A 14,341-nucleotide genomic window follows, 5' to 3' on the forward strand; every position below is an offset into this window, starting at 1 on the left:
GGTACGGATCCTGGATCCGTACCGCCCCTTCGCGTTGCTGATGTACGCGTTACAGCACCTTGGAGAGGAACGACTGCGTCCGCTCGTGCTGCGGGTTCGTCAGGACGTCACGCGGGTGGCCGGACTCGACCACCACGCCCTCGTCCATGAAGACGAGGCTGTCGCCGACCTCGCGCGCGAAGCCCATCTCGTGCGTGACGACGATCATCGTCATGCCGGACTCCGCGAGATCGCGCATCACGTCGAGTACGTCGCCCACCAGCTCCGGGTCGAGCGCCGACGTCGGCTCGTCGAAGAGCATCAGCTTCGGCTCCATCGCGAGCGCGCGGGCGATGGCCACCCGCTGCTGCTGGCCGCCCGACAGCTGCGAGGGGTAGTTCTTCGCCTTGTCGGCGAGACCGACCCGCTCCAGGAGCTGCTCGGCGCGCGCCTTCGCCGCCGACTTCGCCTCGCCCTTGACCTGGACCGGCGCCTCCATGATGTTCTCGAGGGCCGTCAGGTGCGGGAAGAGGTTGAAGCGCTGGAAGACCATGCCGATGTCCCGGCGCTTGAGGGCGACTTCGCTGTCCTTGAGCTCGAACAGCTTGTCCCCCTTCTGCCGGTAACCGACCAGCTCCCCGTCCACGTAGAGCCGCCCGGCGTTGATCTTCTCCAGGTGGTTGATGCAGCGCAGGAACGTCGACTTGCCGGATCCTGACGGGCCGATGAGGCAGAAGACCTCGCCCGACTTGACCTCCAGGTCGATGCCCTTGAGGACCTCGACGTTGCCGAAGGACTTGTGGACGCCTTCGGACTTCACCATGGCGGTCGTCATCAGTGACCAACTCCCGAGCGGTTACCCAGCGACAGCATGTTCGCCTTGATCTTCTGGAACGGCGTGTTCGGCAGGGTGCGCGACGAACCGCGCGAGTAGTAACGCTCCAGGTAGTACTGGCCGACGCTGAGGATCGACGTCATGATCAGGTACCAGCACGCGGCGAGCAGCAGGGTCTCCACCGTCGCGCCGGACGACGTGCCGATGTCCTGGGCGTACCGCAGGAGTTCGTAGTACTGGACCGCCGCGACCAGCGAGGTCGTCTTCAGCATGTTGATGACTTCGTTGCCCGTCGGCGGCACGACCACGCGCATCGCCTGCGGCAGCACGATCCGGCGCAGCGTCTTGCCGTGGCTCATGCCGAGCGCGTGCGACGCCTCGGTCTGGCCCTCGTCGACCGAGAGCAGACCGGCGCGGCAGATCTCCGCCATGTACGCGGCCTCGTTCAGGCCCAGGCCGAGCAGCGCCGTCAGGAACGGCGTCATGAAGTCCGACCACTCGTCCTTGTAGAGCGGGCCGAGGTTCACGTAGTCGAAGACGAAGCCGAGGTTGAACCAGACGAAGAGCTGGACCAGGACCGGCGTACCCCGGAAGAACCAGATGTAGAACCAGGCGATCGACGAGGTGACCGGGTTCCTCGACATCCGCATCACGGAGAGCAGGACGCCGCCGACCACGCCGATGAGCATCGACAGGACGGTCAGGATCAGGGTCTCCCGGACGCCCCGCAGGATGCGGTCGTCGAAGAAGTTGTCAGGAATCGCGTTCCAGTTGATGTCGCCCTGGGAGAACGCGTAGACGATCGCCGCGAGCGCTCCGATGGCGAGGAGCGCGGCGACATACCGGCCGTAGTGCCGGACCGGGATGGCCTTGATGGCCTCGGGACGGGAGGACGGGGGTGTGTCCTCCGGTCCCTTCTTGGTGATGTCGGTAGTCACGGGAGTGGCCTTTCAGCGGCGAGACGGTTACGCGGTCACTTGCCGCCGTTGATCTGGGCTTCCTTGACCGCGCCGTCCTCGACGCCCCACTTCGCGATGATCTTGTCGTACTCGCCGTTCTTGATGATCGCGTCGAGCGCGGCCTTGATCGCGTCACGCAGCTCGGTGTTCTTCTTGGAGATCGCGATGCCGTACGGAGCGGCCTCGACCTGCTCGCCGACCAGCTCGAAGTCCTTGCCGCCGCCCGAGGTCTTCACCGCGTACGCGGCGACCGGGAAGTCGGACGAGCCCGCGTCCGCGCCGCCGGAGCGCAGTCGGGTCTGGGCCTGCTGGTCGTTGTCGAAGGACTCGATGGCGATCTTCTTGCCGCTCTTGCACTTCTTCGACTCGGCCTTGGCCAGGTCGTGCGAGACGGTGCCGCGCTGGACGACGATCTTCTTGCCGCAGAGGTCCGCCCAGGTCTTGATGGACTGGTCGTCGCCCTTCTTGGTGTAGATCGAGACGCCCGCCGTGAAGTAGTCGACGAAGTCGACGCCGGTGCCGATCTTCTTGCCGGTCTCCTCGTCGACGCCTTCCTGGCGGTTCTTGGTGTCGGTCATGGCCGACATCGCGAGGTCGTAGCGCTTGGAGCGCAGGCCGCCGAGCAGGGTGTCGAAGGTGCCGTTGTCGAACTGGAACTCCACGCCGAGCTGCTTGCCGAGGGCGTCGCCGAGGTCGGGGTCGATGCCGACGGTCTTGCCGGACTTGTCCTTGAACTCGACGGGCGGGTACGCGATGTCCGAGCCGACCTTGATGACTCCGGCGTCCTGGATGTCCTTGGGCAGCTTGTCGGCGAGCGGTGCGTTGCTCACCTTGCCGCTGCCCTCGTCCTTGCTCTTGGTCTGGTCACCGCAGCCGGTCAGCAGCAGCGCGCCGGCGACCGCGATCGCGCCGACCGTGGCCATCCGGGACTTCGCGGACTTACCGGCGGTGGTACGACAGATGAAGCGTGCGGTCATGAGGGTCCTCCGGCGGATGAGGGAGTTGCCGAGCGATCGTGCACACACCTTCGGGTGTCGCGAGCTCGTGTGATGACGGCATCTTGCCATTCGGACCGTCCGATTCTGGGTGCCAGAGATGTCAAAATCGGATAACGGGTGATCGCGGCACCCAGACAGGTTGGGACAACCGGGCCGTACCGGTCGGGAACGAAGTACCGCTATGTGAGATCTTCGGTAAATCTCGGGTGAATCTCGCGATGTGGACCCGCTGCGTCCCCTCTTCGGAAAATTCGGGCATGGGCCCCTCGTCCGCCCCTGGTCGGCTCGTCCTCGGCAGATGTTCGACTCGCGCTCCACCTCGCGTCGACCTCTTGTGGGATCACTACAAGGACCATGGGCACCTCAGGTAACCAATCCCACTCGCCCGTGCCCGGCGCCGTCAGGTAGAAAGGTTCGTTACACCCCTCATCCGGGGCTCGGAGCGCGTGTGCGGCGCGCTCGCGTGTCTGTACCTCCCTCCGCCGACAGGCGGGGAACAGACGCGGTGCCCGCCCACTTCTCAACCAGGAGTGGACACCCTCAACTGATGATTTAAGACTTAAGGGGTAAGACAAGTGGCAGCGGAGATCGTCAATCCTCGCAGCGACAGCAATACGGGTCACGAAGGCGCTGAAGAGCCCTTCGATCCGGCGTTCGCGCTGCACCGTGGCGGCAAGATGGCCGTGCAGGCCACCGTGCCGGTGCGGGACAAGGACGACCTGTCCCTGGCGTACACGCCTGGCGTCGCGAAAGTGTGCACCGCGATCGCCGAGCAGCCGGAGCTGGTGAACGACTACACATGGAAGTCGAACGTCGTGGCCGTGGTCACCGACGGCACGGCCGTGCTCGGTCTCGGTGACATCGGTCCCGAGGCCTCCCTCCCCGTGATGGAGGGCAAGGCCATTCTGTTCAAGCAGTTCGGCGGCGTGGACGCGGTTCCGATCGCGCTCGCGACGACGGACGCGGACGAGATCGTCGAGACCGTGGTGCGGCTCGCGCCGTCCTTCGGCGGCGTCAACCTCGAGGACATCTCGGCCCCGCGCTGCTTCGAGATCGAGCGCAAGCTCCAGGAGCGGCTCGACATTCCGGTCTTCCACGACGACCAGCACGGCACGGCGGTCGTGACGCTCGCCGCGCTGCGCAACGCGGCGCGGCTGACCGGGCGCACGCTCGGCGAGCTGCGTGCCGTGATCTCCGGCGCGGGTGCGGCCGGGGTCGCCATCGCCAAGTTCCTGCTCGAGGCGGGCCTGGGCGATGTGGCGGTCGCGGACCGCAAGGGCGTCGTGAGCCGGGACCGGGACGACCTCACCCCGGTCAAGCGTGAGCTCGCGGAGATCACCAACAAGGCGGGGCTCAGCGGTTCGCTGGAGAGCGCCCTCGCGGGTGCGGACGTGTTCATCGGCGTCTCGGGCGGCACCGTCCCCGAGCCCGCGGTCGCCTCCATGGCGCCGAACTCGTTCGTGTTCGCCATGGCCAACCCGAACCCCGAGGTGCATCCGGACATCGCCCACAAGTACGCGGCTGTCGTCGCGACGGGGCGTTCGGACTACCCGAACCAGATCAACAACGTGCTCGCCTTCCCCGGCATTTTCGCGGGCGCGCTGCAGGTGCGGGCCTCGCGGATCACCGAGACGATGAAGATCGCGGCGGCTGAGGCGCTGGCCGGCGTGGTGGGCGAGGAGCTGTCCGCCGATTACGTGATTCCGTCGCCGTTCGACGAGAGGGTCGCGCCGGCCGTGACCGCGGCTGTTGCGGCGGCCGCTCGGGCGGAAGGCGTGGCTCGCCGTTGACCTCTGGGCCCCGTCACGTTGTGGCGGGGCCCATGCGTTTCCCGCCCGCCCACCCGTTTCAGTCTCTTGAACGGGTGGGCGTCTCCTGTTTTGGGGTCTCGCCGTCGGCGGCTGCCGGCAGGGGGCCGGTGCGGGGTGTGTCACAGGCGCTTGCGGTTACGTACGGGTAGGGCGCCCGCCTATCGTCTGCCTCATGTTCGCCGCCTACGCCGCCCGCATCGACCGTGACCAGCCGCTCAGTGGCCTTGAGTTGGGAGAGCGTCCCGCCCCCGACGCCAGGCCCGGCTGGTCGACCGTGAATGTCCGGGCCGCCTCCCTCAACCACCATGACCTGTGGTCCCTGCGCGGGGTCGGTCTCCCCGAGGAGAAGCTGCCGATGATCCTCGGCTGTGACGCCGCGGGGATCGACGAGCACGGCAACGAGGTCGTCCTGCACTCCGTCATCGGCCAGACCGGGTACGGGGTCGGCCCCGACGAGGGCCGCTCGATCCTCACCGAGAAGTACCAGGGGACGTTCGCCGAGCAGGTCTCCGTGCCCACGTGGAATCTGCTGCCGAAGCCCAAGGAGCTGTCGTTCGCCGAGGCGGCCTGCCTGCCGACCGCGTGGCTCACCGCCTACCGCATGCTCTTCACCAACGCCGGTGTGCGCCCGGGGGATTCGGTGCTCGTCCAGGGCGCCGGTGGCGGCGTCGCCACGGCCGCGATCGTGCTCGGCAAGGCCGCGGGGCTCCGGGTCTTCGCCACGAGCCGCGACGAGGCCAAGCGGAAGCGGGCCCTTGAGCTGGGCGCGGTGGAGGCCGTGGAGTCCGGTGCGCGCCTGCCGCAGCGGGTGGACGCCGTCATCGAGACGGTGGGGGCCGCGACGTGGTCGCACTCCGTCAAGTCGCTCAAGCCCGGCGGCACTCTGGTCATCTCGGGCGCGACCAGCGGTGACCGGCCCTCGCACGCGGAGCTGACGCGGGTGTTCTTCCTGGAGCTGAAGATCGTCGGCTCGACGATGGGGTCCAAGGACGAACTGGAGGACCTGCTCTCCTTCTGCGCCGCCACGGGCGTACGTCCCGTCATCGACGAGGTGCTGCCCCTCGACCGGGCGCGCGAGGGCTTCGAGCGCATGGAGTCCGGCGAGCAGTTCGGGAAGATCGTGCTCGAGGTCGGATGATGCAGCCGGCGGTCGACCGCCGGCCGTCGACCGCCGTTCTCACCTCACGGATGTCAACTTTGATTGACATCCGCTCCCTGTCAACGTAAGTTGACGTGCATGACCGAAGCTACGGATCTCGCCGAGCGTGCGGGTGACCGTGACCCACGAGTCGGACTGCGGGCCGTCTCCGCACTGCGGAGGCTGGTGGAGCAGTTGGAGGCCGTGCAGGTGCGCAGTGCGCGCCGGCAGGGCTGGTCGTGGCAGGGGATCGCCGCGGAGCTCGGAGTGAGCAGGCAGGCCGTGCACAAGAAGTACGGGAGGCAGTGATGTTCGAGCGGTTCACTAAGGACGCCCGCGCCGTGGTCAAGGGTGCGGTCGTGCATGCCGAGGGCGAGGGCGCGGATTCCGTCGACGACGGGCACATGCTGCTCGCCCTGCTCGACCGCGAGGCGAGCCGGGCGTCCTTCGCCCTGGCCTCGCTCGGGGCCACGCGCCGCCGCGATTCCATCGAGGACGCGCTGGGCGAGGCGAGGCGCCGCGGGGGTCTCTCGCAGGCAGACACGGAGGCGCTGGCCGGGCTCGGTATCGACGTGTCCGAGATCGTCTCGCGGGTCGAGGAGGCCCATGGCGTGGGCGCGTTGGCCGGCGGACGCAAGGCGGGTCGCTCCGGCCGGGGCTGGACCGGCCACCGCCCCTTCACCCGCGAGGCCAAGGACACCCTGGAGAAGTCCCTGCGCATCGCCACCGCCCGCCGGGACCGGCACATCGGCGACGAACACATCCTGTTCGCCCTGACGGTCCGCCCCGGCCCCGTCGCCGAGGTCCTCGCGGACCACGGCGTGACCCACGAGTCGGTGGAGAGGGTGCTGTACGGCGAGGGCGCCGCGTAGGTCCGTGGGCTTACGCGGCGGTGCGGGTGGGGCGGGACCGGTGGTGCGGGTGGCCTGAGTCGTTCGGGTGGTCGGGGCGGCTCGGGTGGCCTGGGTGGTCGGCTGGGTTAGGGCTTTGGGGTGTGCAGTGTTGCTGCGATGTGGGCTGCCGCCGAGGACAAGTGGTGGCGGGCGTCGCGGAGTTGGTCCTCCGTTACGCCGCGGTCCCGGGCCGCGTCGCGGATGTCGTCGCGGAAGCGGTCCAGGAGGCGGTCCAGGTCACGTGCCGGATTGCCGGTGGTGTCCTCCTGGGACCAGTCCGGAACGTACTCCGTGGGGACCTCGTCCTCGCGGGCGCCCGTGAACTTCGGCTCCTCGGCGCTGGACCGCGCGCCCTGGCGGCCGAAGTCCTTGCCCGCGTTCTTGCCGAACTCGCCGAACTCCTTGGCCAGTTCCGTCAGGCCCTCACGGACCCCCGTCGGCCAGTCGCCCCGCGTGAAGTGGTCCTGCACCTGGTCCTGGACGTGCCGCGCGATGCGCTGCACCTCCTCCTGCACCTGGGCGCGGGCGCTCTCCTGCGCGTCCTGGGCCTGGCGGCGGGCGCGCTGGGCGTCCTCGCGGGCCCTGCGGGTCTCGTCCTTCGCCCGCCGCGCCTGCTCCTTCCACTCCTGCTTGGCGCGCTTGAACTCCTCCTTGGCCTGGCGCCAGCCCTCCTTGTCGCCCCAGGAGCCGTCGAAGAAGTCCGCGGGGTCGGGGAAGGGCTTGGCGGAGCCGGAGCCGGGTCCGCTCTTGCCCTCGGGCCTGCCGCCGGACGCGCGGGCCTCCTTGGCCGCCTCCCGCATCTCGCGGCGGAGCTCACCTGCCGCGCCCCGCACGCCGTCCCGGATCTCGGCGGCGAGCTCGGCGACGGAATCGCGGATCTCCAGCTCCAGGTCGGCCAGCTCACCGCTGCGGTCGGCCAGTTCGGCGCGGCCCGCGTCCGTGATGGCGTACACCTTCCGGCCGCCTTCCGTGGTGTGCGTGACCAGGCCCTCGGCCTCCAGCTTCGCCAGGCGCGGGTAGACCGTCCCCGCCGAAGGTGCGTACAGCCCCTGGAAGCGCTCCTCCAGGAGACGGATCACCTCGTAGCCGTGGCGCGGGGCTTCGTCGAGGAGCTTCAGCAGGTACAGGCGCAGTCGGCCGTGGGCGAACACGGGGGCCATCTCAGAGCACCTTCTTGTCGGTCGGGGCGGCGTCGTCGGCCGGAGCAGTGTCCGTCGCGTCCGCCGGGGGGACGGTCGGCGGGGCCTCGTCGTAGGGATCTTCCTCCGTGGGCGGCCTGCGCAGCAGTGCGATGGAGCCCGAGACCGTCGTCGCCCGCAGCTTTCCGCTGCCCGCGCCCAGACGGCCGGTGATCTTCTTCGCCCCCCACTGGCCGCTGACCCGCAGGTCCTCGAACGCGTTGGACACCGCGCCGCTCGTCGTGTTCGCCTCCACGTCCGCGTCCGCGGGGTGGGGCAGCCGGATCGCTATCTCGCCCGAGACGCTCGTCAGACCGATGTCGGTCGGAGCGCCCGCCGGGTCGATGTCCACGATCATCGAGCCGCTCACCGAATCTGCCCGAACGGAGGAGCCCGCGCCCTCGAAGACGGTCAGGTCACCGGAGACCGAGTTGAACCGCAGGTCGCCGGTGATGCCCTGGGCCTCCATGCTGCCCGAGACCGTGTCGGCGCGGACCGGGCCCGAGAGGCCGACGAGGGTGGTGTCGCCGGTGACGCCCTTGACCTCCGTGCGCCCCTCGATCCCCGAGACCACGGCTCCCGCCCCGACGACGCCGATCTCGACGCGGGTGCCCGCGGGGACGGCCAGGGAGACCACGGCGTTGCGTCGCCAGCCCTTGCGGTCGAGCCACTTGAGGAAGCCCTTCCAGGGCAGGTCGTCATAGGCGACGGACAGGGTGCCGTCCGACTGCGTGACGGTCAGCGGCGGTCCCTCGATCTCGGAGACCTCAAGGCGGGCGGAAACTTCGTCGGTGCCCACGACGTTCACTGTTCCGTTGACGACGCGCACATGGAGTGTCGTCACGGGGGCGTCGAACGTGAGCTTCTGGGGCTCGGCGACGGACCACTCTGACATCGGGCCACCTCCTCGGGCGGACTGGGGAACGGGAACGGGAACGGGAACCGGAACGGACCGGACGACGGTGCAGGGCAGTGGCGGGCGGGACGGGAGAGCCCGAAGGATCCGGAAGCCCGGGACCCAACGCGCCATATCGCGTCTCTGACACACACGATATATCGCGGAAACGGAAAGTCAAGACACCCTCACCTCTCTGCGCCGAATATGGCGTTTTGACCTAGCGTGGGGCCATGTCGTCCGAAGTTTTCGAGCACGCCTCCGCGGGTGCGCTGCTGCTCTGCCGGGCCGAACCCGACGTGGTCGAGCCCGCCGCCCGCCTGTTGCGCGAACGGATGCTGCTCGCTCCCGCGGGGCACGGGTCCGGGTACGAGTGGAGCGTCCTCGTGCCCGAGGGGAAGCCCTGGGTGCACGGTGAGGAACCGGTGGACCGGGTCCTCACCGGGTGGGCCACCGCGCTCGCCGTCGGGTCGACCTGGCCGGTGCTCGCGCTGTGGTGGGACTCCGACCGCTCCGGCTGCACCCTCGCGGCGGGCTTCCGGCGCACCGTCGAGTACGTATGGCTGGCCAACGGGACGCCCGTCGGCGAGGACGAGGCGCTGCGCACCTTCGCCGCGCGGCTCGGGCTCGACCCGGTCCTGGACCTGCAGTCCCTGGAGGCCCTGGGGCGCCCTGACACGGAGGCCGACGCCCGCGCACGGCTCCTTGGACTGCTCGCCGTCCTCACACGGGCGGGCGTGGCACTGCCGACCGGCCTCGGCCCCGGTGAGCCCGCGGACCGGCTGCGCGCGGTGGCCCGGGTCGTGCCGGGCGTGCGGGAGGTCGAGTGGTCGGGGTGGCGCGACGCGGTACGCGCGGAACTGGACGTGGTCGAGCGGGGACGCCTCGGTCCGTGGCTGCGGGGCCCGCGGGCCCGCGCGCTGGCCGTGGCGCAGCTGGCCGCGGGTCTGCCGCTCGCGGCGTGGGCCGTGCGGCGGCGCAGCGGGGGATGGGCGGCGGCGGGGGCGCTCCTGATGGTGCACGGCTCGCTGGGATTCGCGTACGACAGGGTGCGGGCGGCTGACGCCGGGTCGGGGCGGGGCTGACGGGGCTGACGGCTTCCCGGGCTTTCCCGGTGCCGGACCGCCCCCGCGAGCCGGCCCGGGGCGCTCCTCCCGGCGCCGGGCGGAGGCCGGCCTGGTAGGTGTCTGCGCCGGACGGGAGGCCCCCGGCCGGCCCCAGGCGGGGCCGCTGTCTCAGCGGCGGGTCGGGCGGAGGCCGGCCTGGTGGGCGTCTGCGCCGTGCGCCGGACGGGAGGCCGCCCGCTGACGCCGACGCCGACGCCTGCGCCTGCGCCGTCACGTACGTCGAGCACCGGGCGGGAGGCCCCCAACCGGCCCCAGGCACGGCCGCTGCCTCAGCGGCGCGAGCCGTCCGCGTTCCCGTTCGCGTCCCCGCTCCCGCCCCCGGCGCCCCTCAAGTAGCGCGCCCTACTCGTCCTCGTCCTCGTCGTCCAGCCGGGCCAGCCAGGTGGCGAGGCGCTCGACCGGGACCTCGAAGTCGGGGTTGAGGTCCACGAAGGTGCGGAGCTGCTCGGCGAGCCACTCGAAGGTGACCTCCTCCTCGCCGCGCCGCTTCTCCAGCTCCTCGATGCCACGGTCGGTGAAGTACAAGACAGGCTCCGCGATCGGACGAGTGATGAGTGGTGAGTGATGAGTGGTGAGGGATGGGAGGGGCCGAACGATGACGATGTGTTCGGTCCTCCAGGATAAGCCGATACGCCGACGGGCCCGGCCCCGGGTGACAAGCACCTGGGACCGGGCCCACCGGCGTGAACGAACCGCTCGGACCTACGCTTCGAAGACCTCGTTCAGGAGCTGCTGCTGCTCCTGCTCGTGGCGCTTCTTCGAACCGACCGCCGGGGACGAGCCGTGCGGCCGCGAGATGCGGCGCAGGCGCTCGCCGTGCGGGATGTCCGCGCCGACCGCCAGGTCCAGGTGGTCGATGAGGTTGAGGGCGATGAAGGGCCATGCGCCCTGGTTCGCCGGCTCCTCCTGCGCCCACAGGTACTTCTCGGCGTTCGGGTACTTCGCGATCTCCGCCTGGAGCTCGGCACCCGGCAGCGGGTACAGGCGCTCGATGCGGATGATCGCGGTGTCCTTGACCTCGCGCTTCTTCCGCTCGGCCTCGAGGTCGTAGTACAGCTTGCCGGAGCAGAAGACGACCTTGCGGACCGCCGACGCCTCGACCGACTCGTCGCCGATGACCGGGCGGAAGCCACCCGTCGTGAACTCCTCCGTCTTCGAGGCCGCCGCCTTGAGGCGCAGCATCGACTTCGGGGTGAAGACCACCAGCGGCTTGTGGTGCGGGTTGTGCACCTGCCACCGCAGGAGGTGGAAGTAGTTCGACGGAAGGGTCGGCATCGCGACCGTCATGTTGTTCTGCGCGCACAGCTGGAGGAAGCGCTCGATACGGGCGGACGAGTGGTCCGGTCCCTGGCCCTCGTAGCCGTGGGGCAGCAGCAGCGTGACGCCGGAGTGCTGGTTCCACTTCTGCTCGGCGGCCGAGATGTACTCGTCCACCACCGTCTGCGCGCCGTTGACGAAGTCACCGAACTGCGCTTCCCACATGACGAGGGACTCGGGACGGGCCAGCGAGTAGCCGTACTCGAAGCCCATCACCGCGTACTCGGAGAGCAGCGAGTCGTAGACGTTGTAGCGGGCCTGGTCCTCGGAGAGGTACAGGAGCGGCGTGAAGTCCTCGCCGGTCTCACGGTCGATGAGGACCGCGTGACGCTGACCGAACGTGCCACGGCGCGAGTCCTGGCCCGACAGGCGGACCGGGGTGCCCTCGAGAAGCAGCGAGCCGATGGCGAGGGTCTCGCCCATGCCCCAGTCGATCGTGCCTTCCTCGACCATCGACGCGCGGCGCTGCAGCTGCGGCAGCAGACGCGGGTGGACGGTGACCCGGTCGGGGATGTTGACCTGGGACTCGGCGATCCGCTTGACGACTTCCTGGGTGATCGCCGTTTCGATCTTCACCGGGAACTCGGCCTGCGCGGCGGGCACCTCGGCCTCGGCGGGCTGCGAGATGGCCTCGCGGACCTCCGTGAAGACCTTCTCCAGCTGCCCCTGGAAGTCCTGGAGCGCCTGCTCGGCCTCCTCCAGGGTGATGTCGCCGCGACCGATGAGGGACTCGGTGTAGAGCTTGCGCACCGAGCGCTTCTTGTCGATCAGGTCGTACATCAGCGGCTGCGTGAACGCCGGGTTGTCCGACTCGTTGTGCCCGCGGCGGCGGTAGCAGATGAGGTCGATGACCACGTCCTTGTTGAACGCCTGGCGGAACTCGAAGGCGAGGCGCGCGATGCGCACGACGGCCTCGGGGTCGTCGCCGTTCACATGGAAGATCGGCGCCTCGATCATGCGGGCCACGTCGGTGGCGTACATGGAGGAGCGCGACGACTCCGGGGCGGCGGTGAAGCCGACCTGGTTGTTGATGACGATGTGGACCGTGCCGCCGGTGCGGTAACCCCGCAGCTGCGACATGTTGAGGGTCTCGGCGACCACACCCTGGCCCGCGAAGGCCGCGTCACCGTGCAGGGCGACCGGCAGGACCGTGAAGTCCGTGCCGCCCTTGTTGATGACGTCCTGCTTGGCGCGGGTGATGCCCTCGATGATCGGGTCGACCGTCTCCAGGTGGGACGGGTTCGCCGCGAGCGAGACCTTGATCTGCTCGCCGTCGAGGCCGGTGAAGGTGCCCTCGGCGCCCAGGTGGTACTTCACGTCGCCGGAGCCGTGCATGGACTTGGGGTCCATGTTGCCCTCGAACTCGCGGAAGATCTGGGCGTACGACTTGCCCACGATGTTCGCGAGGACGTTCAGCCGGCCGCGGTGGGCCATGCCGATGACGACCTCGTCCAGGCGGGACTCCGCGGCGCTGTCGATGACGGCGTCGAGCAGCGGGATGACGGACTCGCCGCCCTCCAGGGAGAAGCGCTTCTGGCCGACGTACTTCGTCTGCAGGAACGTCTCGAAGGCCTCCGCGGCGTTCAGCCGGCGCAGGATGCGCAGCTGCTCCTCGCGCTCGGGCTTCGTGGCGTGGGTCCGCTCGATGCGGTCCTGGAGCCACTTGCGCTGCTTCGGGTCCTGGATGTGCATGAACTCGATGCCGGTGGTGCGGCAGTACGAGTCGCGCAGGACGCCGAGGACGTCGCGCAGCTTCATCATCGACTTGCCGGCGAAGCCGCCGACCGCGAACTCGCGCTCCAGGTCCCACAGGGTGAGGCCGTGCTCGGTGATGTCCAGGTCGGGGTGCTTGCGCTGCTTGTACTCCAGCGGGTCCGTGTCGGCCATGACGTGGCCGCGGACGCGGTAGGAGTGGATCAGCTCGAAGACGCGGGCGGCCTTCGTGACGTCGTCGTCGTGCGAGGCGTCGATGTCCTTGAGCCAGCGGACCGGCTCATAGGGAATGCGCAGCGCCTTGAAGATCTCGTCGTAGAACTCGCCCTCGCCGAGCAGCAGGTTCGCGACGATCCGCAGGAACTCGCCGGAGGCGGCGCCCTGGATGACCCGGTGGTCGTAGGTCGACGTGAGCGTCATGACCTTCGAGATGCCGAGCTTGTTCAGGGTGTCCTGGGACGTGCCCTGGAACTCCGCGGGGTAGTCCATCGAGCCGACGCCCATGATGACCGACTGTCCGGGCATCAGGCGGGGGACCGAGTGGACCGTGCCGAGGCCACCGGGGTTGGTCAGCGAGACCGTCACACCGGTGAAGTCGTCCATGCCGAGCTTGCCGTCGCGTGCGCGGCGGACGATGTCCTCGTAGGCCTGCCAGAACTCGAAGAAGTTCAGCGTCTCGGCCTTCTTGATGCCCGCGACGACCAGCTGGCGGTCTCCGTTGGGCTTCACGAGGTCGATGGCGAGGCCGAAGTTGATGTGCTCCGGCTTGACCAGCGTCGGCTTGCCGTCCTTCTGCACGAAGGAGTGGTTCATCGACGGCATGGCCTTGATGGCCTGCACCATCGCGTACCCGATGAGGTGCGTGAAGGAGATCTTCCCGCCGCGGGCGCGCTTGAGGTGGTTGTTGATGACGATGCGGTTGTCGAAGAGCAGCTTCACCGGAACGGCGCGGACCGACGTGGCCGTCGGGACCTCCACCGAGGCGTTCATGTTCTTCGCGACCGCGGCGGCGGGGCCGCGCAGCGTCACGTACTCGGGTCCTGCCGGGGCCTCCGACGACGCTGCCGCGGGCTCCGCCTTGGCGGCGGGCTTCGCAGCCGCGGGCTTGGCGGCGGGGGCCGGAGCGGCTGCCGCGGGCTTCGCAGCCGGGGCTGCGGGCGCGGCAGGGGCTGCGGCAACCGCGGGGGCGGCCGGAGCGGCCGCGGGTGCGGCCGGAGCTGCGGGGGACGTGGTGGCCGCAGCCCCCGCGGCTGCGTCACCCGCCGGCTTGGCCGGGGCGGCGGCAGGTGATGCGCCCGCTCCTGGCTTGTAGTCGGCAAAGAAGTCCCACCAGGCTCGGTCGACCGAGTTCGGGTCCTGGAGGTACTGCTGATAGATCTCGTCGACGAGCCACTCATTGGGACCGAAGGCCGCGGCAGGGCTCTTGCCCTGCCCGTCTTGGTCGGTCGAGATGCTCGAGCTACTGGGGGACTGTGACGACACGGCGGTAACCGCCCTC

At 69.5% G+C, this 14,341-nt stretch carries 12 protein-coding genes; 5 read left to right on the forward strand and 7 right to left on the reverse strand.

What is annotated here, in order from left to right; genetic code table 11:
* Positions 1-49 precede the first annotated feature (49 nt).
* Genes ACFUPX_RS35925 through ACFUPX_RS35935 form a run of 3 tightly spaced genes read right to left on the reverse strand, consistent with a single transcriptional unit; the run spans position 50 to position 2,750 of the window.
* A complete protein-coding gene (locus tag ACFUPX_RS35925) occupies positions 50-814 on the reverse strand; it encodes an amino acid ABC transporter ATP-binding protein (protein ID WP_383332397.1) in 765 nt (254 codons plus the stop codon).
* On the reverse strand, positions 814-1,752 hold the full coding sequence (locus tag ACFUPX_RS35930; protein WP_383332399.1) for an amino acid ABC transporter permease: 939 nt from the start codon (positions 1,750-1,752) through the stop codon (positions 814-816). The genes ACFUPX_RS35925 and ACFUPX_RS35930 overlap by 1 nt, the downstream gene beginning before the upstream one ends.
* Before the next feature lie 35 nt (positions 1,753-1,787).
* Positions 1,788-2,750 (reverse strand): ABC transporter substrate-binding protein, encoded by a 963-nt coding sequence (locus ACFUPX_RS35935; RefSeq protein WP_383332401.1) that lies wholly within the window; start codon positions 2,748-2,750, stop codon positions 1,788-1,790.
* 596 nt (positions 2,751-3,346) lie between these two features.
* Here ACFUPX_RS35935 and ACFUPX_RS35940 point away from each other — a divergent pair.
* The 4 genes from ACFUPX_RS35940 (at position 3,347) to ACFUPX_RS35955 (ending at position 6,592) form a co-directional block, all read left to right on the forward strand.
* Entirely contained in the window at positions 3,347-4,561 is a 1,215-nt protein-coding gene (locus tag ACFUPX_RS35940; RefSeq protein WP_383332403.1) for an NADP-dependent malic enzyme, read from the forward strand.
* 193 nt (positions 4,562-4,754) lie between these two features.
* Positions 4,755-5,720, forward strand: a complete 966-nt coding sequence (locus ACFUPX_RS35945; RefSeq protein ID WP_383332405.1) for a zinc-binding dehydrogenase — start codon at positions 4,755-4,757, stop codon at positions 5,718-5,720.
* 99 nt (positions 5,721-5,819) lie between these two features.
* Positions 5,820-6,029 (forward strand): helix-turn-helix domain-containing protein, encoded by a 210-nt coding sequence (locus ACFUPX_RS35950; RefSeq protein ID WP_361833496.1) that lies wholly within the window; start codon positions 5,820-5,822, stop codon positions 6,027-6,029.
* The gene (locus tag ACFUPX_RS35955; RefSeq protein WP_383332407.1) at positions 6,029-6,592 is read left to right on the forward strand and encodes a Clp protease N-terminal domain-containing protein; all 564 of its coding nucleotides are present in this window, start codon (positions 6,029-6,031) and stop codon (positions 6,590-6,592) included. Before ACFUPX_RS35950 ends, ACFUPX_RS35955 begins: the two co-directional genes overlap by 1 nt.
* Before the next feature lie 107 nt (positions 6,593-6,699).
* Here the strand turns inward: ACFUPX_RS35955 and ACFUPX_RS35960 are convergent, their stop codons facing one another.
* A complete protein-coding gene (locus tag ACFUPX_RS35960; protein WP_383332409.1) occupies positions 6,700-7,773 on the reverse strand; it encodes a helix-turn-helix transcriptional regulator in 1,074 nt (357 codons plus the stop codon).
* Position 7,774: 1 nt separating this feature from the next.
* Complete coding sequence (locus ACFUPX_RS35965) at positions 7,775-8,686, reverse strand: DUF4097 domain-containing protein (protein WP_383332411.1); 912 nt, start codon at positions 8,684-8,686, stop codon at positions 7,775-7,777.
* Between the two features lie 233 nt (positions 8,687-8,919).
* On the opposite strand from ACFUPX_RS35965, the gene ACFUPX_RS35970 reads away from it, so the two are divergent.
* A complete protein-coding gene (locus ACFUPX_RS35970) occupies positions 8,920-9,771 on the forward strand; it encodes a hypothetical protein (protein WP_383332413.1) in 852 nt (283 codons plus the stop codon).
* A 384-nt stretch (positions 9,772-10,155) separates the two neighbouring features.
* Here the strand turns inward: ACFUPX_RS35970 and ACFUPX_RS35975 are convergent, their stop codons facing one another.
* Positions 10,156-10,338: a DUF6104 family protein gene (locus ACFUPX_RS35975; RefSeq protein WP_003961784.1), complete on the reverse strand. Its 183-nt coding sequence runs from the start codon at positions 10,336-10,338 to the stop codon at positions 10,156-10,158.
* Between the two features lie 177 nt (positions 10,339-10,515).
* Complete coding sequence (locus ACFUPX_RS35980) at positions 10,516-14,325, reverse strand: multifunctional oxoglutarate decarboxylase/oxoglutarate dehydrogenase thiamine pyrophosphate-binding subunit/dihydrolipoyllysine-residue succinyltransferase subunit (protein ID WP_383332415.1); 3,810 nt, start codon at positions 14,323-14,325, stop codon at positions 10,516-10,518.
* Positions 14,326-14,341: the final 16 nt, after the last annotated feature.

This window comes from Streptomyces sp. NPDC057302, from assembly GCF_042667685.1.
In the GTDB taxonomy this organism is placed as follows: Bacteria; Actinomycetota; Actinomycetes; order Streptomycetales; family Streptomycetaceae; genus Streptomyces.